The sequence below is a fragment of the Williamsia sp. DF01-3 genome, assembly GCF_023051145.1.
GTDB lineage: Bacteria > Actinomycetota > Actinomycetes > Mycobacteriales > Mycobacteriaceae > Williamsia.
Genome location: NZ_JALKFS010000005.1, coordinates 2,654,729 through 2,676,030, shown reverse-complemented (window position 1 = coordinate 2,676,030; position 21,302 = coordinate 2,654,729). Strand labels below are relative to the sequence as shown.

16 protein-coding genes and 1 tRNA gene are annotated in these 21,302 nt (G+C 64.4%); 5 read left to right on the top strand and 12 right to left on the bottom strand.

The window, feature by feature from the left end; genetic code table 11:
* Positions 1–10: 10 nt before the first annotated feature.
* The 3 genes from MVA47_RS14730 to MVA47_RS14720 all read right to left on the bottom strand — a co-directional run bounded on the left by MVA47_RS14730 (position 11) and on the right by MVA47_RS14720 (position 2,210).
* Entirely contained in the window at positions 11–859 is an 849-nt protein-coding gene (locus MVA47_RS14730) for a PE-PPE domain-containing protein (protein WP_247208473.1), read from the bottom strand.
* Between the two features lie 64 nt (positions 860–923).
* Positions 924–1,721 (bottom strand): DNA-formamidopyrimidine glycosylase family protein, encoded by a 798-nt coding sequence (locus tag MVA47_RS14725; protein ID WP_247208472.1) that lies wholly within the window; start codon positions 1,719–1,721, stop codon positions 924–926.
* 15 nt (positions 1,722–1,736) lie between these two features.
* Positions 1,737–2,210 carry a ribose-5-phosphate isomerase gene (locus MVA47_RS14720; protein WP_030163741.1) on the bottom strand — a complete coding sequence of 158 codons (474 nt, stop codon included), beginning with the start codon at positions 2,208–2,210 and terminating at the stop codon, positions 1,737–1,739.
* Positions 2,211–2,298: 88 nt separating this feature from the next.
* On the opposite strand from MVA47_RS14720, the gene MVA47_RS14715 reads away from it, so the two are divergent.
* Positions 2,299–3,345, top strand: coding sequence for a M48 family metallopeptidase (locus MVA47_RS14715; protein WP_374474395.1), 1,047 nt, complete (start codon positions 2,299–2,301; stop codon positions 3,343–3,345).
* Here the strand turns inward: MVA47_RS14715 and MVA47_RS14710 are convergent.
* Complete coding sequence (locus tag MVA47_RS14710) at positions 3,333–3,944, bottom strand: DsbA family protein (protein ID WP_062797686.1); 612 nt, start codon at positions 3,942–3,944, stop codon at positions 3,333–3,335. The genes MVA47_RS14715 and MVA47_RS14710 overlap by 13 nt on opposite strands.
* Before the next feature lie 169 nt (positions 3,945–4,113).
* Here MVA47_RS14710 and pepN point away from each other — a divergent pair, with 169 nt between their 5' ends.
* Positions 4,114–6,681, top strand: coding sequence for an aminopeptidase N (gene pepN / locus MVA47_RS14705; RefSeq protein WP_247208470.1), 2,568 nt, complete (start codon positions 4,114–4,116; stop codon positions 6,679–6,681).
* A 96-nt stretch (positions 6,682–6,777) separates the two neighbouring features.
* Here the strand turns inward: pepN and MVA47_RS14700 are convergent, their stop codons facing one another.
* The 3 genes from MVA47_RS14700 to MVA47_RS14690 all read right to left on the bottom strand — a co-directional run bounded on the left by MVA47_RS14700 (position 6,778) and on the right by MVA47_RS14690 (position 8,254).
* Positions 6,778–7,251: a DUF5130 family protein gene (locus MVA47_RS14700; RefSeq protein ID WP_374474203.1), complete on the bottom strand. Its 474-nt coding sequence runs from the start codon at positions 7,249–7,251 to the stop codon at positions 6,778–6,780.
* Complete coding sequence (locus tag MVA47_RS14695; protein WP_247208468.1) at positions 7,238–7,489, bottom strand: hypothetical protein; 252 nt, start codon at positions 7,487–7,489, stop codon at positions 7,238–7,240. Before MVA47_RS14695 ends, MVA47_RS14700 begins: the two co-directional genes overlap by 14 nt.
* A 93-nt stretch (positions 7,490–7,582) precedes the next feature.
* Positions 7,583–8,254: an HNH endonuclease gene (locus MVA47_RS14690; protein WP_374474201.1), complete on the bottom strand. Its 672-nt coding sequence runs from the start codon at positions 8,252–8,254 to the stop codon at positions 7,583–7,585.
* 154 nt (positions 8,255–8,408) lie between these two features.
* Between MVA47_RS14690 and MVA47_RS14685 the strand changes: the two genes are divergently transcribed.
* Both MVA47_RS14685 and MVA47_RS14680 read left to right on the top strand, forming a co-directional pair.
* On the top strand, positions 8,409–8,861 hold the full coding sequence (locus MVA47_RS14685; RefSeq protein ID WP_374474199.1) for a globin: 453 nt from the start codon (positions 8,409–8,411) through the stop codon (positions 8,859–8,861).
* Between the two features lie 129 nt (positions 8,862–8,990).
* Positions 8,991–10,574: a glycoside hydrolase family 13 protein gene (locus MVA47_RS14680; RefSeq protein ID WP_247210804.1), complete on the top strand. Its 1,584-nt coding sequence runs from the start codon at positions 8,991–8,993 to the stop codon at positions 10,572–10,574.
* A 15-nt stretch (positions 10,575–10,589) separates the two neighbouring features.
* Here the strand turns inward: MVA47_RS14680 and MVA47_RS14675 are convergent, their stop codons facing one another.
* From MVA47_RS14675 to MVA47_RS14655, 5 genes are all read right to left on the bottom strand, one after another.
* Entirely contained in the window at positions 10,590–11,282 is a 693-nt protein-coding gene (locus MVA47_RS14675; RefSeq protein ID WP_247208467.1) for a hypothetical protein, read from the bottom strand.
* Positions 11,282–16,120 (bottom strand): NAD-glutamate dehydrogenase, encoded by a 4,839-nt coding sequence (locus MVA47_RS14670; RefSeq protein ID WP_247208466.1) that lies wholly within the window; start codon positions 16,118–16,120, stop codon positions 11,282–11,284. The genes MVA47_RS14675 and MVA47_RS14670 overlap by 1 nt, the downstream gene beginning before the upstream one ends.
* Positions 16,121–16,172: 52 nt before the next feature.
* Positions 16,173–17,846 (bottom strand): energy-dependent translational throttle protein EttA, encoded by a 1,674-nt coding sequence (gene ettA / locus MVA47_RS14665; protein WP_030163760.1) that lies wholly within the window; start codon positions 17,844–17,846, stop codon positions 16,173–16,175.
* A gap of 158 nt (positions 17,847–18,004) precedes the next feature.
* Positions 18,005–18,448, bottom strand: a complete 444-nt coding sequence (locus MVA47_RS14660) for a single-stranded DNA-binding protein (RefSeq protein WP_247208465.1) — start codon at positions 18,446–18,448, stop codon at positions 18,005–18,007.
* A 141-nt stretch (positions 18,449–18,589) separates the two neighbouring features.
* Positions 18,590–20,716 (bottom strand): cytochrome c oxidase assembly protein, encoded by a 2,127-nt coding sequence (locus tag MVA47_RS14655; protein WP_247208464.1) that lies wholly within the window; start codon positions 20,714–20,716, stop codon positions 18,590–18,592.
* Between the two features lie 89 nt (positions 20,717–20,805).
* Here MVA47_RS14655 and MVA47_RS14650 point away from each other — a divergent pair.
* Positions 20,806–20,879, top strand: a tRNA-Arg gene (locus MVA47_RS14650).
* Positions 20,880–21,302: the final 423 nt, after the last annotated feature.

Genomic DNA, 21,302 nt, shown 5'->3' with positions numbered 1-21,302 from the left:
CGGGTGGCAGTCAGGCGACGTCGTGACGAACGGTGTCCGGCAAGAAAGTGGCCTGGACCTGAAGCCAACGACTCAGCATCTCGCACCCGGTGAGCCCGTCGGGATCGAACGGCTCGAACCCATAGGCGATGTGGCGTCCACCTCGCCGATTGGCGATGACCAGCCTCCCGAGACGCACCCGCGTCGGAAGATAGCCGGCCAACTCGATTGCCAGCACACGCAGCCGCCGGAGGTCCCGTCGCCACTGACGAGGATGCAGCGATGTCCTCGCCGCGTTCTGAAAACTGTTGCTGCGCAGTATGTGCCACAACCCGTCAAACCAGCCCCGAACATCTCTCGTCGAGAACGTAGCGGTCAGATCGGCGAGGTCGCGCAGTATCGAGTCGTCGCTTGCGTTGCAGATCACGTCACCCGGATGACCGATCCAGAGCGCCGGCAGACCCTCGGGCAGATCCGGCCCGTGACCGGCCAGGCCGAAGCCATCGCAGCCCGCGACAACGCCGGGGGGCTGATACGGATCGGCGACAAAACCGACAGCGGCCACATCTGCGTGTGTGGTCGCCAACAACTGCCTGATGACCACCGCTCCCTGCGAGTAGCCGATCAGCATCACCGGCCCGGACGCCCGTGCCATTTCGGCGCGTAAGTTGTCGACACCGGCAGCAACACTCTCTCGATAACTGATCCCGTTGCGTCGGGGCACGGGTCCGTAACTGGCCGGGTATCGGACCCACCGGCAGTCGAACCGCTCATCGAGTCGATCTGTCACCTGGGCCAGCATTCCGGACACCGCCGTACGAGGGTCCTTCCGATGGGTCTCGCCCGTACCCCCGACCGCCAGGATCGTCACAGTGGTCATCACCCCATCGTGCCGGGTCAACCTGAGGCCTTGCTGTGTCGGCACCCATTGGGGTCCGCGACGCTCAGTCGGCTTGGCAGACCGGGCACCAGTAGACCTTGCGTGCGGCCATCTCGGTCATCAGGATCGGCGTGCCGCAGATGCGGCAGGGTTCACCGGTACGGCGGTACACGTACGTTCGGGGTCGGTCTGGACCGTACGACGGTGCGCCGTGATCGTCTTCGGGCCGGATGACGTGGATCTTGCCTCGCCGGACTCCCACGGTCATCAAGGTCACCAGGTCCGCCCATATCGCATCCCATTCGTCGCGGGACACATCGGTACCAGGGCGGAACGGGTTGGTCGATGCACGGAACAGCACTTCGGCCCGGTAGACGTTCCCCACACCGGCCAACACTTTCTGATCCATCAGCAGTGCACCAATTGGCTTGCGTGACTTCGCTATCGCGCTCCATGCCTGTTCCGGGTCCGCATCTTTGCGCAGAGGGTCCGGTCCGAGCCGAGACGTCAGCGCAGCGAGATCGGCCGGCGTGAACAGTTCGCAGGCGGTGGGCCCGCGAAGGTCGGTTCCGTACTCGTCGGTCTCCATCCGCATCCGGACCTGGCCGACCGGCGGCGGCAACGGGGAGGGACCGTCGGAGAACGACCCGTACAGACCGAGATGGATGTGCACCAGTTCTCCACCGGCGTAGCGATGGACCAGGTGCTTGCCCCAAGCCTCTGCCCGGGAGAACACCTGGCCGTCGAGTCGGGCTGCTGCGGCGGCGAACCTGCCCTGTGGGCTGGTGACACTGACCGTCTGCCTGGCGAACTTCCGCTGGTGCAGTCGCGCCAGACGGTGGAGCGTATGCCCTTCCGGCACGGCCCGCCCCTGCGGTCAGTCGGCAGGCAGGGCCGGTGGGGTGCCGGTGCGCTCGTATTCGGAGAGGATGTCGATCCGTCGCTGATGACGTTCTTCGCCGGACCACTCCGTGGTGACAAAAGCATCCACGATGGCCAAGGCCTCTTCTTTGCTGTGCATGCGGCCGCCTATGCCGATCAGCTGAGCGTTGTTGTGCTGCCGCGCCAGCTGGGCGGTCTCCACGCTCCAGGCCAGCGCACATCGGGCACCGGGAACCTTGTTCGCCGCGATCTGCTCGCCGTTGCCACTGCCGCCGAGGACGATGCCGAGGCTCCCCTCGTCTGCGACGGTGCGGCGAGCGGCCTCCACGCAGAACGCCGGGTAGTCGTCGACGGCGTCGTATTCGTGCGCCCCGCAGTCGATCACCTCGTGCCCACCGGATGTCAGGTGTTCAGAGATCTGGCCTTTGAGTTCGAAGCCGGCATGGTCGCCACCTAGATACACGCGCATGGCGAACAGTCTGTCAGAGTCCACCACCGGATCTGTGCCCGACCACAGATCGTTCACGGTCACCGTCGCATGGGCCGCATTCCCCTAGATTGGTCTCGTGTATCCACCGCAGTTTCCGGCGCCGCCGCAGCCCGTCACCCACTGGCTGGCGCCCGCGCCATACGCCGGTCAGCCGCGGCGCCATCCGTGGGAGATCCCGATGCTGGTCCTCATCCTCGTCATCGGCGTGGGCGCCTACGTGATCGGTGTCGTGCTCGTGGCCAGCGGTTCGCTCGACACCTGGTTCATCCTGATCCTCGTGGCGCCGCTGTTGCTGTACCTGATCCGTGGCCTCACGTACGCGATGCCGCGCGTCAACGGAGTGAAGATGAGCCCCACCCAGTTCCCGGAGGGGTACCAGATGGTGGTCGATGCCGCGCGCCGTTTCGGGCTCGAACACGTACCCGACGCCTACGTGGTCCTCGGCAACGGAACCATCAACGCCTACGCGTCCGGTCATGGTTTCCGGCGCTTCGTGGTGGTGTACTCAGATCTTTTCGAGATCGGCGGTCAGGCCCGCAGCCCCGAGTCTCTGCGCTTCATCATCGGCCACGAGGTCGGGCACATCGCCGCAGGCCACGTGTCCTACTGGCGTCAACTCGGGTCGATCGTGGGGATGAACATCCCGATCCTCGGGCAGGCCCTGTCGAGATCGATGGAGTACACGGCAGACAACCACGGGTACTACAACCAGCCGTCGGGTTCGCCAGGAGCAATCGGCGTGCTCGCCGCAGGAAAGTACATGTTGACCTCGGTGGACTTCGACGAGTTCGCCGATCGGGCGACCCACGAGAAAGGGTTTTTCACGTGGCTGACGAACCTGCGCTCCAGCCATCCCGTGCTGACCTGGCGCGCCGCCGCCCTGCGTAACCGGACCGCGCCCGGCCGGATGTTCTTTCGTCCGAAACATCTCGTCCGGGGCATCGGCAGCGGACATGTGCAGCTGCTGCCACCGCCCGGGCCTCACCCTCCCGTCGCGCAAGGTCCTTCTGGGTATTCCCCATTCCAAGCACCGGCGGGGCCGCCGGCAGGCCTCCCGAAGGACGACATCGACCAACAGCCCCGCCAGGAGGGACCTGCGCCTCAGTCGAACTGAGGGTCTTCGTTCCTGCTGCGCTTGAGTTCGAAGAAGTGCGGGTAGCTCGAGAGCGCCACTGCACCGTCCCACACCCTGCCCGCATCTTCCCCTCGTGGGATCCGCGAGAGTACCGGGCCGAAGAAGGCCACATCGTTGATGTGGATCGTCGGCGTTCCCACGTCGTCTCCCACCTTGTCCATGCCGGCGTGGTGACTCTTACGGATCGCGTCGTCGAAGGTCGTCTCGTCGGCGGCGGCCGCCAATTCCGCGGGAAGGCCCACCTCGGCCAGCGATTCCGCGATCACGGAGTCGAAGTCCTTGTTGCCCTTGTTGTGGATCAGCGTCCCCATCGCGGTGTACAGCGGAGCCAGGATCTCGTCGCCGCGCTCGGCCTGCGCCGCGGCGATCACCCGCACCGGGCGCCATGCCTGCTTGAGCCCCTCGCGGTACTCATCGGGAATGTCCTTGCCCTCGTTCAGCACCGCCAGACTCATGATGTGGAAACTGGTCTCGATGGTGCGAACCTTCTCCACCTCGAGAATCCAGCGCGAGGTGATCCAGCACCAGGGGCACAACGGGTCGAACCAGAAATCAACACGATCAGTCGAGTCGGTCATGCGCAGATCACTCCTTCATCCGGGGACAGTCGGTTCGTCAGCAGATTAACCACCTGCAGGTGACAACAACCGGTGTCCGCTTGCATTCCCGCCCGTGGTCGCGCGCCCCCGCAGGGACAGGCCATACGGTGGGTGAGTACACAAATGGCAATCGGAAAGGCGAGGCAACGTGGCGGCACCAAACTTGACCCGTGATCTTGCGAGCGAGCGCTCGGCGAACATCTCGGTCTCCAACTACGCGATCGACCTCGACCTCACGGACGGATCGGGCAAACCGGGCGAGAAGACGTTCCGTTCATCGGTCACCATCGCATTCTCGGCCGAACCCGGGTCGTCGTCATTTGTCGACCTCATCGCCGAGAAGGTGCACAGCGCCACGCTCAACGGGGAGCCGGTGGACCTGTCGGCCTACACCGAAGAGGACGGGCTGGCGCTTGCCCAACTGGCGGAACAGAACACACTCGAGGTCGTGGCCGACTGTCTCTATTCACACACCGGGGAGGGTTTGCACCGATTCGTCGACCCCACCGACGACTCCGTATACCTCTACTCACAGTTCGAGACGGCCGACGCCAAACGCATGTTCGCGTGCTTCGATCAGCCGGACATGAAGGCAACGTTCGACGTGTCGGTGACCGCGCCCGCGGACTGGAAGGTGATCTCCAACGGCGCGGGAACCGAAACAGCGCCCGGCAAGCACACTTTCGCCACCACGCCCCTGCTGAGCACGTACCTGGTGGCGCTCATCGCAGGTCCCTATGCGCAGTGGACCGACTCGTACACCGATGAGCACGGCACCATCGACCTCGGGATCTTCTGCCGGTCGTCACTGGCCGAGTTCATGGATTCCGAGCGCCTGTTCACCGAGACCAAACAAGGATTCGAGTTCTATCACAAGAACTTCGGCATTCCTTACGCGTTCGGCAAGTATGACCAGCTCTTCGTTCCCGAGTTCAATGCGGGCGCGATGGAGAATGCGGGCGCAGTGACGTTCCTCGAGGACTATGTCTTTCGTTCGAAGGTCACGAAGTATCTGTACGAGCGGCGCGCCGAGACCGTGCTGCACGAGATGGCCCACATGTGGTTCGGCGATCTCGTCACCATGCAGTGGTGGGATGACCTGTGGCTCAACGAATCGTTCGCGACATTCGCTTCGGTGCTGTGCCAGTCCGAGGCCACCGAGTACAAGAACGCTTGGACCACGTTCGCCAACGTCGAGAAGTCGTGGGCGTATCGACAGGATCAGTTGCCGTCGACACACCCCGTGGCAGCCGACATCCCCGACATCGCCGCCGTCGAGGTGAACTTCGACGGGATCACCTACGCCAAAGGCGCTTCGGTACTCAAGCAGCTTGTCGCGTATGTCGGCCTCGACCACTTCCTCGCCGGTCTCCGCGACTACTTCCAGGCCCACAAGTTCGGGAACGCGACGTTCGGCGATCTTCTCGGGGCACTCGAGAAATCTTCTGGCCGTGACCTTTCCGACTGGGGATCGCAGTGGTTGAAGACCACCGGCATCAACGTGATGCGGCCCGACTTCGACCTCGACGACGCCGGCGCATTCACCCGCTTCGAGATCATCCAGGATGGCGCCGCGCCGGGCGCCGGCGAGACCCGCACGCACCGACTGGCCGTCGGCATCTACGACGACGTCGACGGAAAGCTGGTCCGGACCAAGCGAGTGGAACTCGATGTCGAAGGTGGCCGCACGGCGGTCGACGACCTCATCGGCGTTGATCGCGGTCGGCTGATCCTGCTCAACGACGACGACCTCACGTACTGCTCGGTGCGGCTGGATCCCGACTCACTGGCGACGGCCACCAGCCGTTTGGGCGACATCAGTGAATCGATGCCGCGCACACTTGTCTGGTCGGCGGCGTGGGAGATGACTCGCCAGGCGGAGATGCGAGCACGCGAGTTCGTGGCCCTGGTCCAGGAGGGTATCGGCTCGGAGACCGAAATCGGTGTGGTGCAACGAGTCCTGTTGCAGGCGCAGACCGCGATCGACGCCTACGCGGACCCGCACTGGGCGAAGTCGGAAGGCTGGCCGGGATTCAGCGCGCGGCTGCTGGAACTCGCGCGCGCCGCCGAACCGGGCTCTGACCATCAATTGGCTTTCGTCAACACGCTGCTCTCTGGCGTCCTGGGGCCCGGACAGGCGGAGATCGTGCAGTCGCTCCTCGACTCGGACCCCGGCGATCAAGGGCTACCCGGTCTCACCGTCGACACCGACCTGCGCTGGTCGATCGTGAACGCCCTGGCGACCGCCGGTGCCATCGACACCGATCCGTCGACGACACCTGTCATCGATGCAGAACTCGAACGAGACAACACCTCGGCAGGCGGCCGGCAGGCTGCCAAGGCCCGGGCAGCGCGTCCCCTCGCCGAGGCGAAGGCCGACGCCTGGTCCAAGGCGGTCGAGGACGACACCCTCTCGAACACTCTGGGTCGGTCCGTGATCGCCGGCTTCGTGCGTCCTGGGCAGGGTGAGTTGCTTGCGCCGTACACCCAGAAGTACTTCGAGGCGGTCCCGCAGGTGTGGCAGCGACGCTCCAGTGAGGTCGCCCAGACAGTGGTTGTCGGTCTGTACCCGAACTGGGCCGCCGACGAGAACGGGTTGGCACTGGCCGACGAGTTGCTGTCCGCTGACCATCCCCCGGCCCTGCGTCGACTGATCTCCGAAGGCCGTGACACAGTGGCCCGGGCCCTGCGCGCACGGGAGTTCGACAAGAGCTGAGACGGCTACACAGGCCGGACATCGCCTCTACACAGGCCAGACATCACAAAGGCGGGACAACCACAATGGTTGCCCCGCCTTTGTGTAGGTATCAGATCAGCGGATCGTGACCGCCGAAGCGATGACCCGGACCGCCGAGATCAATCCGTCGACGAGATCGCCCGCGCGGATACCTGCGATCGCGGCGGTCACGCCCAGCTGAGCAACTCGGTCGTTGAGCCGCGGAGCGACTTCCCGGCCGGAGATGACCACAACATCTTTGGTGTTCGGCGAGACCGCGATCAACGCCGCGTGTTCGGGTTCGGGCACGCTCGGCAGCACCGCCGACGCGCCTGCGAACGCGTCGGGTCCGAGGTCACCGATGTAGATCGAGAAGCGGATGCCCGTCCGATCCGTGGCGTCGGACAGTGCATCGTCGAGCGCAACCAGTTCGTCACGCCGAAACGGCGGCGTGCCCGGTGCGGCACCGGGGAACCGGGCAGCCGAGACGCGCCCGCTACCGGTCACCGTGGCACCCATGGGGAGGGTGTCAGGGTCGATGTTCGCCCTTACGATTTCACCACTTGCCACTTGCCGAGCCTCCGATCAGATCGTCATGTCCATGCCCGTGGTACCCGGGCGCAACCGGTGTGACGTCCGTGGCGCTGAACAGCAGCGGTTCGTGCTCCCACTTCTGGTCGATCGTGTAGGGCTGCACCTTCGGGTACTTGACGCCAAAAGTGAGGGTCATCGCACCGATCACCAGCACAACCGAGATCACAGTGAGGATGACGACCGGTAAACCGATCGCCACAATCAGGTCTTCCACCACATCCGCCCTTCAGCAGTCGTCTTTCATCTGAGAACTTAGCGGACGCTGCTCTCGAACGCGTCGCCGAGGTCGCAGTGGCGCGTCGGACTCCTACGCGGCACCCGAGTCGAGGTATCGCGACCATGCGGGGTCGAAGTCTTTGACGGTCGCGAGAAGACGCCAATGGCGCCCCTTGGGTGCGCTCAGAGTTGCCTTGAGGGTCCAGCCGAGTTCGCCGAGCAGGCGGTCCGCCTTCTTGTGGTTGCAGGAGGCGCAGCACGCGACGCAGTTGTCCCACGTGTGGGTACCCCCGCGGCTCCGGGGGACGACGTGGTCGATCGTGTCCGCCTTACCGCCGCAATAGCCGCAGCGGGATCGATCGCGCTGCATCAATGCTGCTCTGGTCATCGGGACCACCGCCCGGTACGGCACCCGCACGTAGTTGCGGAGCCGGATCACAGACGGCACCGCGAGCGCCATTTCTGCCGAATGAATGAGAGGGCCGGCACCATCCTCGTGGATGACGTCGGCCCGTTCGCGCAGCACCAGGACTATCGCCCTGCGTATCGAGATAGCCGCGAGGGGTTCGTAGGTGGCATTGAGAAGGAGTACCCGGTGTTTCCCCCATCGTGTGTTCATCCGCGCGGGCGGCCCGCCGATGGCATCTACCGAGGTGCCGCGAGACCCAGGCGTCAAGGTGGTCACAGAGGAGTTACCGGAGTGATGGGGCACGCGTTCAGACCCCGCGTGGACCTTTTCCCGCTGCGACTTCGTACGCGACATCTAACCTCCCGGCCAACCAACCGACCTCGATGGGAACGATTCAGTTCAACACGGATATGGCAGAAATGCACGACAATAAGACCAGCTGCAGCTGGTCTTTTGCGTGAACTCTGCGTATCGCGGGATATGCGCGTGTGGGTCCGGCTCTGGAACAATGGTCCCCGTGACTGATTCATCGCAGACGGACCCGGCCGGCGACGCCGGTTCCACGCAGACGGAGCCGGTCCGTACGTTCTACGACGCGGTGGGCGGCGAGCAGACGTTCGTCGATCTCGTGGCGCGCTTCTATCAGGAAGTGGCAGCCGACGAGATCCTCCGGCCCTTGTACCCCGAGGAAGACCTGGGACCGGCAGAACGCCGAATGCGCATGTTCCTCATCCAGTACTGGGGCGGGCCGCGCACCTACTCCGACGAGCGCGGGCATCCGCGGCTGCGGATGCGACACAACCCCTTCCGTGTCGGCCCACTCGAACGGGACGCCTGGCTCAGATGCATGCACACAGCCATCGCCTCCATCGATTCCACCCGGCTCGACCCGCCTCACCGGCAGGCGCTCACCGAATACATGGAGATGGCGGCTCAATCCATGGTGAATACACCTATCTGACCTGGCTCGCGGAGCGGCCCCGTGATCGCAGGCGAACAACGATCGTGAGGCAAGATGATGCGGGTGAGTGACGAGAAGAACGATCTTTCCGCCGCTGAAACCGGTGCGCCACACCAGGTTCAGCAGCATGTGCAGTCGGACTATCCACTGTGGTGGCAGAACGCGGTTTTCTACCAGATCTATCCGCGCTCGTTCTCGGACAACAACGGGGACGGGGTCGGCGATCTGGCCGGTGTCATCGACAAGCTCGGCTACCTCGAACTGCTGGGCATCGACGCCATCTGGCTCAGCCCCGTCATGAAGTCACCGATGGCCGACCACGGCTACGACGTGTCCGACCCTCGCGATGTCGACCCCCTGTTCGGTGGCCTCGAAGCCCTCGATCTGCTCATCGCCGAGGCACACGGGCGAGGCATCAAGATCACCATGGATTTGGTGCCCAATCACACCAGCGACCAGCACGCCTGGTTCGTCGAAGCCCTCTCCGCCGAGCCCGGGAGCCCGGCGCGCGAACGCTACATCTTCCGCGACGGCAAGGGAGAGAACGGCGACGAGCCGCCCAACAATTGGCCCAGCGTTTTCGGCGGCCCGGCGTGGACACGCACCACCGGGCCCGACGGCGAGCCCGGACAGTGGTATCTGCATCTGTTCGCACCCGAACAACCCGACTTGAACTGGGACAACCCAGAGGTGTTCGCCGACCTCGAGCGCACGCTGCGGTTCTGGCTCGACCGTGGAGTGGACGGGTTCCGGATCGATGTGGCACACGGCATGGCCAAACCCGACGGTCTCCCGGACATGGACCACGAAGCTTTTGGCCTGCTCACCAACGACGACGACGATCCGCGGTTCAACAACGACGGTGTGCACGACATCCACCGCCTGATCCGCGGGGTACTCGACGACTACCCCGATGCGATGACCGTCGGCGAGATCTGGGTCAAGGACAACACCCGATTCGCCGAATACGTGCGCCCTGACGAGCTCCACCTCGGCTTCAACTTCCGCCTGGCAAAGGTGGGTTTCGATTCCGAGGAGATCCGCGAAGCCATCGAACATTCTCTCGAAGCCGTTGCAACAGTGTCCGGCACACCCACCTGGACGTTGTCGAACCACGATGTGGAGCGCGAGGTCACCAGGTACGCCGACGACACCGATCCACGCGCGGGGCTCGACCGCGCACGCGCGATGATCCTCGTCGAGCTGGCCTTGCCGGGTGCGGCATTCATCTACAACGGTGCCGAACTCGGGTTGCCGAATGCCGAGCTGCCGGACGAGGCACTACAGGATCCGGTGTGGGAACGCTCCGGCCATACCGAGCGTGGCCGCGACGGCTGCCGAATTCCCCTGCCCTGGGAAGGCGAGACACCCCCCTTCGCGTTCTCCAGCAACACCAAGACCTGGTTGCCGATCCCGCCGGAGTGGTCGAACCTCACCGTCGAGTCGCAACTCGAGGATCTGGAGTCGACGCTGTCGCTCTACCGGCTGGCGATCGAACTGCGTAAGACCCGTCCGGAGTTCGCCGGAGAGAGCATCGAATGGTACGGCGCACCTCCCGGATGCTTGGCGTTTCGCCGGTCGCTCGGCAAGCTGGTGTGCGCGCTCAACGCCGGGCCGGACCCCATCGGACTCCCGCCCGGAGAGCTGCTGCTCAGCAGCAGTCCCCTGGTCGACGGGAAACTCCCACCGAACGCCGCGGCGTGGCTGGTCTGAGCCAACCCGCCGGGCTCAGTTGACCTGGAGCGAAAACGCCATCGTGCGCCGCTGATAGACCGACCCGAATCGGGCGTCGAGTCGCGCCCACACCGGGGTGCAGCGCACTCGCACGACTTCGTCGGCGTCGATGAGTTCGAGGTCCGACGTCTCGGTGACGTCGTGGTTGTCGGCCTGCCGCACGAAACCCATTGCCGTCAGCGCAAAGATCGACCGCATCGATACGTTGACGACCTCCTCTGTCGTCTCCCCTGTCACGTCGAGCACTTGCTGGTCGAGCAGTGAGGTCGGCGGTCCGTGGCCGCTGCCTTGGGTGCGGGCCACCTCCGCCCCAGTACGCGACAGCTGGATCAGGACCCGGGCCGGAACGTCGTCGACGTGGACGAATCCGTCGACGGCGGGCAGGGCACCGCGCCAAGCGCTGTCGAGAGGGAATCCGGTGTCGACCGACGCGGTTTCCGGGTTGTCCGCCTCCCGCCTCAGCGCAGTACGCAATTCGGTTGCGCCGCAGACCACGTCGTCACCCTCGATGGATCCCGCGACCACCCGGGTGGCCAACACATCGAAGCCGGTGTTCACCCAGATTCCCAGCAGGCCATCGGGACGCCTCTTGATGCGGAGAACCGCGACATCGTCGGCGCGCAGAGCCCGGCCGGCGAACACGGCCAGATCGGTGCGGTCGCGGGCCGCCAGGGTCAACGTCGCCATCAGCGGATCGAACTCCTGAGCTGACGCGCCGCCACCGACAGCGTCGCGAGATCGAGTTCGCCCAATTCGGCGATGTCGGACAGGGTCGTCCGCACGCGGGCGAGGCGCGAGGAGTTGCTGAGTTCCCAGTCGGCGATCTTCTCAGCAGGTGACTCGTCGGGCTCGGCCGAATCCAGGATCACCAGACAGAGCGATCGCAGCGTGCTGTGCAGGTCGTCGCGCAACGCCAGCCGGGCGAGCGAGTGCCAGCGGTCTTTGCGGTCCAGGTCGGACACCGCGGTCAACAGATCCTCGACGCCGAGATGATCCATCACCTCGAAGTACAACTCCCCCACCTCGGCAGGCTCTCGGTCCGAAATCTCGGCCGCGTCGATGATGTCGAGCAGGCAGAACCGGTGCAGGCTGACGGCGACGGCCTCGGCGACCTCGGCGGGCACACCGTCATCGCGCAAGCGCTGGGCGCGACGCTCGACCCCGTCGGCGGAACTGCCACGAAGCCAACCCGGTAACTGGGGCGACAGTTCGGCGACAAGCGCGGCGTAGCGCGTCACCTCGGCTGCCATCGCGAGAGGTTGCGGCCGACCCGCGATCATCCAGCGCGACGCGCGAAAGAGCAGCCGTCGCGCGTAGGTGATCATGGCGTCGGTGGTCGGGACAGAGCAGGGCGCCGACGCGATGTCCTGCCACAACCCGTGCAACCCGAATATCTGCGTGACCGCCTGATATGAGCGCACCACGTCGAGCGATGTCGATCCGCTCCCCTCACACAGACGGAACACATGGGTGATCCCCGCGTTGTCCACGAGGTCGTTCACCACTGCCGTCGTGACGATCTCGCGACGCAGCGGGTGGTTGGCAATTCCTTCGCCGAACCGCTCTCGCAGCGGCACGGGGAAGTACGTCCTCAGTCGTGGCGAGAAGACGTCATTGTCGGGCAGGTCACCGCCCAGCATGTCGGACTTGAGCGCCAACTTCACGTGCGCCATCAACGTGGCCAGCTCCGGCGACGTCAGGCCATGACGTCCGGTGGACTCACCGCGCTTGATCAGTTCAGCCGGACGAGGGAGTGCCTCGAGCTTCAGGTTGACTCCACGGCCGGCGAGCTCCTTGAGCAACCTCGCGTAGACCTCGGCCGACTCGGCCGCCTGCGATCGGCTGGTCCCCAGCTCGGCGTTCTGTGACACGTTGTCGGCCAGCACGAGGTCGCCGACTTCTTCGGTCATGGACTCCAGCAACGGATTTCGATCCTCAGCGGCCAATTCACCGGCCGACACCTGGGAGTCGAGCAGGATCTTGATGTTCACCTCGTGATCAGAGCAATCGACGCCGGCCGAATTGTCCATCGCATCGGTGTTGATCCGTCCACCGCTCAGATCGAACTCGATACGACCCAGTTCGGTGACTCCGAGGTTGCCGCCCTCGCCGACGACCTTGACGCGCAACTCGTTCCCGTCCACGCGGATCGCGTCGTTCGCCTTGTCCCCCACCGCTTCATGCGACTGGGTGCTCGCCTTCACATACGTTCCGATGCCGCCGTTCCACAGCAGATCGGCGGGAGCGAGCAGGATGGCGCGGATCAGTTCCGGGGGCGAGAGCGTCGAGACGTCCTCGGGCACACCCAGGGCCTTCGCGATCTGGGGGCTGATGTCGATGGACTTGCGGTCGCGCGACCACACGCCGCCACCTTCGCTGATCAACTCGGTGTTGTAATCGGCCCACGATGAGCGCGGCAGTTCGAACAAACGCTGTCGTTCGGCGAATGACTTCTCCGCATCGGGGTCGGGATCGATGAAGATGTGACGGTGGTCGAATGCCGCGGTCAATCGAATGTGCCCCGACAGCAGCATGCCGTTACCGAAGACATCGCCGCTCATGTCGCCGATGCCCACCACCGTGAAGTCCTCGGTCTGGGTGTCGACGCCCATCTCTCGGAAGTGACGTTTGACCGCCTCCCAGGCGCCTCTGGCCGTGATGCCCATCGCCTTGTGGTCGTATCCGGCCGAACCGCCGGAGGCGAACGCATCCCCGAGCCAGAACCCGTATTGCCCCGCAACATCGTTGGCGATGTCGGAGAACGTGGCGGTGCCCTTGTCCGCGGCGACCACCAAGTAGGGATCGTCATCGTCGCGGCGTACCACCCGCGTGGGCGCGGTGACGTTCCCCGATTTCTGGTCGATGTTGTCGGTGAGGTCGAGCAGTCCTGAGATGAAGTGGCGGTAGCACTCCACTCCCTCTGCACGGTAGGCGTCCCGATCCGCGGTGGGGTCCCCCGTCGGTAACGGCGGCCGCTTGACCACGAATCCGCCTTTGGAACCAACCGGCACGATGACTGCGTTCTTCACTGCCTGCGCCTTGACCAACCCGAGGATCTCGGTCCGGAAGTCCTCACGCCGGTCCGACCAACGCAATCCGCCGCGAGCCACCGACCCGAATCTCAGGTGGACGCCCTCCACCCGGGGAGAATAGACGTAGATCTCATACAGCGGACGTGGTTCCGGCGTCTGCGGAATGTCTCTGGGGCGCAACTTGAAAGCGAGGACGTTCCGCGACGAATCATGTTCAGCGGCAACGTAGTAATTGGTACGCACGGTCGCCGAGATCACCGAGATGTAGGCACTGATGATGCGATCGACGTCGAGGCTGATGATCGACCCGACGTCGGCCGACAGACCGTCGAGCACCTCTGACCGCCGGTCATCGTCAGCTGCGTCGGGATCGAACGACGCCGCGAACAACTCGACGAGCGCCTTGGTGATCGCCGGGTGTGCGCCCAGAACCGACGCCACGTGATTGTTGCTGTAGGACGAACCGCACTGACGCAGATATTTGGAATAGGCACGCAACACTGCCGCTTCACGCCAGTTCAGGCCGCAGCGGAACACGAGTTCGTTGAAATCGTCCACCTCTGCATCACCGCGCCAGATCTGTGCGAATGCGTCGGTGAACCGATGTTCGACGTCGTCGGTGGTCTGTTCGTCGACCGCCATACCCTCGGCGAGCGAGAGACTGAACTCGTAGACGTGGCACGTCTGACCATCAGGACGTCGTAGTTCATACGGCCGTTCGTCGAGGACGTTGACGCCGAGGCTGTGCAGCACGGGCAACACCTCGGTCAAAGTCGCCGACCGGCCGCACAGATAGATGGCGAACCGCCAATGTTGTTGCGCCGGGCTCTTTTCCGCGGATTCAGCGTCATCGCCGACCGGACGATGCAACCGCACCTCGAACGCGCCGTCGTCGAGGCCCTGCACCACATCGATATCGGTGTAGGCCTCCGACGGGGCGCGGATGTCCTTGTAGCTGTCAGGAAGGGTTGCGGCGTAGAACGCGACCACCTCCGGGCCGGCGACTCCGGAGCTGTTGGCCGCCACCTGCCTCAGCCGTTCATCCCAGCCTCGTGCAGCTGCGATGAGCCTGTCCTGGATGGCCACCTGACCCGGTGATCCGACAGCAAGATCCCCGAGCTCGGCGCACGCGGGCGAGGAGATGCGCATCGCCACATGCAGAAGAGCCAAGGGCGATTCGCTGACCCTTGCGGTGTATTCCAGTGCGTCGCCGCCCAATTCGCCCAGCAATTCGTTCTGCAACGTCTCTCGTAGCCGCGTGGTGTAACGGTCTCTCGGCAGATAGACCAGGGCGGAGACGATCTCGCCCGCCGGGTCCGGACGCAGGAACACCCGGAGCTGGCGATTGGGAACCGCCTCGAGCACTTCGGTGAGTGTTCGGGCGAGCTCGCCGGCCTGCAAGGAGAACAGCTCTGACCGCGGGAACGTCTGCAGGAGTTCGAGCATCGCCATACCGGTGTACGACTCGGCCTCGACCTCGGCGGCCGCCAGCACCTCACCCACCTTGGTGTCCAATACCGGGATGTCGAAGATGTTCTCGTGCAATGCGGTGGGCGTGAACCTGCCCACGAAGACGTGCTCGCCGACACGGCGGCCGTTGTCGTCGTAATCGTCGATCTGGATCAAACTCGGAAAGTTGGACCGCTGTATGCGCGTAGGCAAATACAGCTGCTGCACGGCGACAGCACCTGTTCCTTGGGTCGCCTTGTGTTCGACGTCCGCGGTGCGCCATACGCCGAGGCCCGAGGATCGGAGCGGCGTGCGATCGGGCCCCGCCCCGTCGCAATGCAGGTAACCGAACGGGGTCAAATTGTTCTCCGCCAACCACCGCAACAGACGCGCGAAGTCTTCTCCCGCAGCCGGGTCCAGCCCGTCGGGAAGTGTTGTCGTCAGATACGACGAGTAGGTGTCGGCCAGCCCGGTCAGCAGATCGAGCATCGGCGCGCGGTCTTCGTGCACATCGGCGATGCGGCCGATCACGGTGTCGAGTTCGGTTCTCACCACATCGATGTCGATCGGCGACACCCGTGGAACGGCATCGACATGGATCCATGATTCGACCTGCTGGCCGGTTCGGACCGTGTCGCTGGGCTTGTCGGAATCGACTATCTCTCGCAGCTCGCCGCGGTCGTCGCGGACGACGAGCATGATCGGATGGTCGATGCGGGCCACCATCAGTCCTGAGGCCTCGAGTGCTGCGACCACCGATTCCACCAGCAGCGGCATGTCATCGGTGACCATCGAGACCGACACCGCACTGCCGTCGAACGCGACGTCGGTCAGCGCAACGCCGTCCGAGCGCGTGTACGCGATCTTCACGTGGGTGTTGAGCTGGGACCGTTGCTCCGGCCCCAGCTCATCCCAGGTGGTCTCGTCGGCACTGCCGGGCCCGTGAAAATAGGGGGCCACAGTCTGCGGCAGAAGCGCTTTGATCGCTTCCGAGGAATCGTCGCCCCGCGAATCCGCCAGGTCCGTTTTCGTTGATCCGGTCATGAGCCGTCACTCTCGGAGTTCTGCGGATACCGCGGTGGGCGATGAAACAACTCTAGTCGCGCGTCAGCTTTCGGTGGGTGACCGAATGCGGTCGGGCTGCGTCCGCGCCAAGACGCTCGATTTTGTTCGCCTCATAGGCCTCGAAGTTGCCTTCAAACCAGAACCACTTGCCTTCTTCGACGTTGCCCTCCCACGCCAGGATGTGGGTACAGGTGCGGTCGAGGAACCACCGGTCGTGGGAGATGACCACCGCGCAACCCGGGAACAGCTCGAGTGCGTTTTCCAGCGAACCGAGCGTCTCCACGTCGAGGTCGTTCGTCGGCTCGTCGAGCAGGATCAGGTTGCCGCCCTCTTTGAGAGTCAGGGCCAGGTTCAGACGGTTGCGCTCACCACCGGAGAGCACTTCTGCCTTCTTCTGCTGATCAGGCCCCTTGAAGCCGAATGCACTGACGTAGGCGCGCGAGGGCATCTCGTTCTGGCCGACTGTGATGAAATCCTGCCCTTCGGACACGACCTCCCACACGTTCTTCTTCGGGTCGATGTTCGAGCGGTTCTGGTCGACGTAGCTCAGTTTGACCGTCTCGCCGACCTTGACGATGCCGGAATCCGGTTCTTCGAGTCCGACGATCGTCTTGAACAGAGTTGTCTTACCAACACCGTTGGGGCCGATGACGCCGACGATTCCGTTGCGCGGCAGCGTGAACGACAGGTCCTTGATCAGCACGCGGCCGTCGAAGCCCTTGTCGAGGTTCTTGACCTCGACCACCACGTCGCCGAGGCGCGGCGGGGTCGGGATCTGGATCTCTTCGAAGTCGAGCTTGCGCATCTTGTCGGCCTCGGCAGCCATCTCTTCATAACGGCCGAGACGGGCCTTGTTCTTGGTCTGGCGCGCCTTCGAGCCCGACCGCACCCAGGCGAGCTCTTCCTTGAGCCGGCGTTGGAGCTTCTGGTCCTTCTTGCCCTGGACCTCGAGACGCTCTGCCTTCTTCTCCAGGTAGGTGGAGTAGTTGCCCTCGTAGGGGTGGAGCTTGCCGCGGTCGACCTCGCAGATCCACTGCGCGACGTGATCGAGGAAGTACCGGTCGTGGGTGACGGCCAAGACGGCGCCGTGGTACGCCGCCAGGTACTGCTCGAGCCAGAGCACGCTCTCGGCGTCGAGGTGGTTGGTGGGCTCGTCGAGGAGCAGCAGGTCGGGTTTTTGCAGCAGCAGCTTGCACAGCGCGACGCGGCGACGCTCACCACCGGACAGATGGGTGACCGGCTCGTCGGCCGGCGGGCACCGCAGTGCGTCCATCGCCTGCTCGAGCTGGGAGTCGAGGTCCCACGCATCACCGTGGTCGAGCGCCTCCTGCAGCTTGCCCATCTCTTCCATGAGCTCGTCGGAGTAGTCGGTGGCCATGAGTTCGGCGATCTCGTTGAAGCGGTCGAGCTGCTCCTTGATCAGGCCCATGCCTTCTTCGACGTTCTGCCGAACCGTCTTCTCTTCGTTCAGCTTGGGCTCCTGCATGAGGATGCCGACGGTCGCATTGGGATCGAGGAACGCCTCGCCGTTGGACGGTTGATCGATACCCGCCATGATCTTCAGGATCGACGACTTGCCGGCGCCGTTGGGCCCGACCACACCGATCTTGGCGCCTGGGTAGAAGGACATGGTGACGTCATCGAGAATCACCTTGTCGCCGTGCGCTTTACGCACCTTCTTCATTGTGTAGATAAATTCTGGCACGCTCTGGCCTCTCTCACTGTGCTCGCAGGTGTCCACCGCGGGTTTCTCGCCGGTCGGCCGCCGAGAAGGCCGTCCGCAACATCACCAGCGTAGTGGGTCGGTGATCTCCGGTCGGTCGCGGCGACCCTTCTCGGCGTGCTGCGCGGCACCGAGGCAGCTCAAGCCGCAGCCGCCTCGCCCGAATCGCATGTTGTCGGCGCGGTCACCCCGGTCTGGGGCGCATCGGTGGATCTCGTCACCCTTGACGATCCCTCGTACGCGACCCGGCAGCGCGTCAGATCGAGCCCGACCGCCGTTGCGGTCATTTCCAGGTCCGACCGCCGTTCGCCGTTGTCCGACACGTATTCATTTGTCTTGAGCTGACCGTGCGCGATGATCGGCCGGCCTTTGGCGACCACCGGCGCGACCCCGTCGATGAGTCGGCGCCAGCAACTGACCGTCAGATACAACGCGGGCCCGTCCACCCATTCGCCAGTTCGTTTGTCAACGCGTCTGGGGTTGCACACCATCCGGAACGACAACACATCTTCGCCGGCCGCGGTCTGTCGGCGACGTGGGTTCGTGATCGCGGTCCCGATCACGGTGGTGTAGGTCTCGTACATGTTCTCCCCCTCATGATGTGCGCCGAAGAACGGCGCGGATCTCTGTGGGTTCAGCATGTGCCATCGGGCGGACACGTCAGTAGGTCTCGAGCACCTACCTGTGGACCATTTCGTTGCTGTGGACAACCGGCGCGAGAACCGTCACTTACGGGCGCCAGGACCTGTCTCGCTCGCGTCCACGTCGACAACCTCGTCGCCGTCCGCTTCGATGTCGTGGTCGTCCCCTACTGGGGTTGTCGCCTTGGCCCCGGCCTGCCCCGGCCCACCGGGCCGACCTGCCAGCTGGGCGAGCATAGCGTTGTAGCTCGCCAACTCCGAATCGTGGTCGCGATCTTCCCGGCGGTCGAACCGAGTCGCCTGACGTTGGTCCTGTCGGCTCCACTGCACCAGCAGCGCCAACATCACCAGCACCAGCGGTATCTCGCCTGCCGCCCACGCGATGCCCCCACCGAGCCGCTGGTCACTCAGCAGATCGGGATTCCACGGCAGCAGAAGGCTGTTGTAGTACGACCGCGCGATGACGTTGTCGGTGCTCATCAGAGCGACACCGAAGAAGGCGTGGAACGGGAGCGACCCGAAGACCATGGCGAGTTTCGCCACTGGTGACAGGGTCCTCGGCGACGGATCGATGCCGATGACCACCCAGTAGAAGAGGTAGCCACTGACCAGAAAGTGCAAATTCATGGCCACGTGCGCCGCGTGATATTCGGCCAGCATCTCGAACAGGCCGCCGAGATACAACACGTAGTAGCTGCCGACGAACAGCACCGACGCGACCAGCGGGTGGGTGAGGAAGCGCGAGTACGGGCTGTGCAGAACGGCGAGAATCCACTCGCGCGGCCCCGGAGGAGCAGTCCTGCCCGCAGGCGGTATGGCGCGCAACGCCAGTGTCACCGGGCCGCCGAGAACCAAAAGCACCGGCACCAGCATCGACAACATCATGTGCGCCACCATGTGGACGCTGAACAGCGCCGGCGCATACTTTCCGAGGCCCGACGACGTGGCGAAGAGGAATGCCGCGCACCCCAGCATCCAGGCGATTGTCCGACCGATCGGCCACGCGTCGCCCCGTTTGCGCAGCCGGTACACCCCTCGCAGGTACACAACCGCCATGACGATGGCGAGCGTGCCGAACAGCAGATCGAAGCGCCAGTCGACGAATATCCGCCCGATGGTCGGGGCTTCATCCAATCGGTAGCCCAGGATCAATTCGGTGGCCGGCATATCGGCCGGGTTGGCGTTGGCCGGTGGCGGCGTGCGGGACAGTCCGACCGCGAGGCCGAAGGTCGCCGCAAAGACGAACAACTCGGCCAGGGCGAACCGGATCAAGGGTGTCCGGTTCTCCGTCGCCGACAAAGTCGAGATCGTGTGGCGTCGGTGCCAGGCCCCGAAGCCGCCGAGTACAACCAGAGCGACGGTCTTCGCCACAACGAGTTGGCCGTATGTCTCGGTGAACAACTGATCGAGGTGCACTCGGATCAACGCATTGATCACTCCGCTGGCACCGACGACAACAAAACACCAGAACGCGATGCGCGAGTATCGCCGGACTGCCAGGGTCGTGTGGCGACCGCCTCCGCGCGCATAGACGAGGACCGCGAAGAGTCCACCCATCCACAGACAGGCACCCACGATGTGCAGGATGAGACTGTTGGTGGCGTAATCGTGACTGCCGCCGGTTGACGAGTGCCCGGCAAGAGCAGTGGGCATGAGTGTCAGCAGAGCCAGCGGCAATGCGATCAGCGTCCAGGTCCACCGCAGGGCGATGCGGGATACGACGGCGCAGATCAACGCGAAGAGAGCAGTCCACAGCCAGGAACGGGCATCGGCGATCTGGTCGAGGGCGGTGATCAAACGGTCGACGGACATCGTTTCCGACAGCGGGAAACCCGAGGTGTCCGACACGGTGAGCGGGATCATCAGCAACGCCGAGATCGCCCACACCAGGGCTCCGACCGCGGCGAATCGGATGGCCCGGTAGCCGCCGACGTCCAGTACCCCGTCCGATTGTGGGGGGACGAAGAACGCCGCGAACAACGTGCCGCCCACAGCCACGACGGCGCCGACCTCCCCGATCGTCTGGACGGTGGGTAACCCGTACCGGGTCAGGGCACCGGGATCACCGACGCCGGCCAGATCGAGCACAACGCTCGCCGAGATGGCCGTGACCGCGATGGCCACAGCCGCCGCGACCCAGGACAGAACCCAGCCGATGCTCGCCGCCCCGCTGCGGCGGATGTCGATCGAATCGGCTGTAGTCGTACTCATCCCACCAGGGTAGGCACCACACGGGTGTGAGCTGCGTCCGCCCGCGATTGCACCGGCCGATATACTCGCCTGCGCCGACAAGTCGGCACGCCTCCGTAGCTCAGGTGGATAGAGCAAGAGCCTTCTAATCTCTAGGTCGCAGGTTCGAGTCCTGCCGGGGGCACCGAGATCCGACGTCGCATGTTCACTGCGACACCACTCGCAGATATTTGCCCCCGGGCTCTGCTGCGGCGATTCTCCGGTGTCGAAGACCGTCACTCCGGGAACGCCCCGTTCGATGAAGAATGTCGTCAGTCCGGCCACCATCTCCGCAGCGATCGCCGCACGGTCATCTCCCGCGACCGGGCGAACACGCACTCCGACCCTGGTCGCAGACCCCCGGACGAATTGGTACTGGGCCCAACGGGTCACGGTACCGAGCGCAGCGCCGATCTCTGAGGGAGCGAACTCCCTCACCCCGCCCGACGATTCGACATGGAGGAATTCGGCGACGCGGCCGGACACCCGAAACGCCGGAAGGCGGTTGCCGCACTCACAGGCATCCGATTTCATGGTGATGCTGTCGCCCAGCTGATACCGGATGATC

Coding starts and splice junctions, on each gene's coding strand:
- MVA47_RS14730 (WP_247208473.1), bottom strand. CDS start 859: ATGACCACTGTGACGATCCTGGCGGTCGGGGGTACGGGCGAGACCCAT.
- MVA47_RS14720 (WP_030163741.1), bottom strand. CDS start 2,210: ATGCGCGTGTATCTAGGTGGCGACCATGCCGGCTTCGAACTCAAAGGC.
- MVA47_RS14710 (WP_062797686.1), bottom strand. CDS start 3,944: ATGACCGACTCGACTGATCGTGTTGATTTCTGGTTCGACCCGTTGTGC.
- MVA47_RS14690 (WP_374474201.1), bottom strand. CDS start 8,254: ATGTCGCGTACGAAGTCGCAGCGGGAAAAGGTCCACGCGGGGTCTGAA.
- MVA47_RS14685 (WP_374474199.1), top strand. CDS start 8,409: ATGGTCCCCGTGACTGATTCATCGCAGACGGACCCGGCCGGCGACGCC.
- MVA47_RS14675 (WP_247208467.1), bottom strand. CDS start 11,282: ATGGCGACGTTGACCCTGGCGGCCCGCGACCGCACCGATCTGGCCGTG.
- MVA47_RS14670 (WP_247208466.1), bottom strand. CDS start 16,120: ATGACCGGATCAACGAAAACGGACCTGGCGGATTCGCGGGGCGACGAT.
- MVA47_RS14660 (WP_247208465.1), bottom strand. CDS start 18,448: ATGTACGAGACCTACACCACCGTGATCGGGACCGCGATCACGAACCCA.
- MVA47_RS14655 (WP_247208464.1), bottom strand. CDS start 20,716: ATGAGTACGACTACAGCCGATTCGATCGACATCCGCCGCAGCGGGGCG.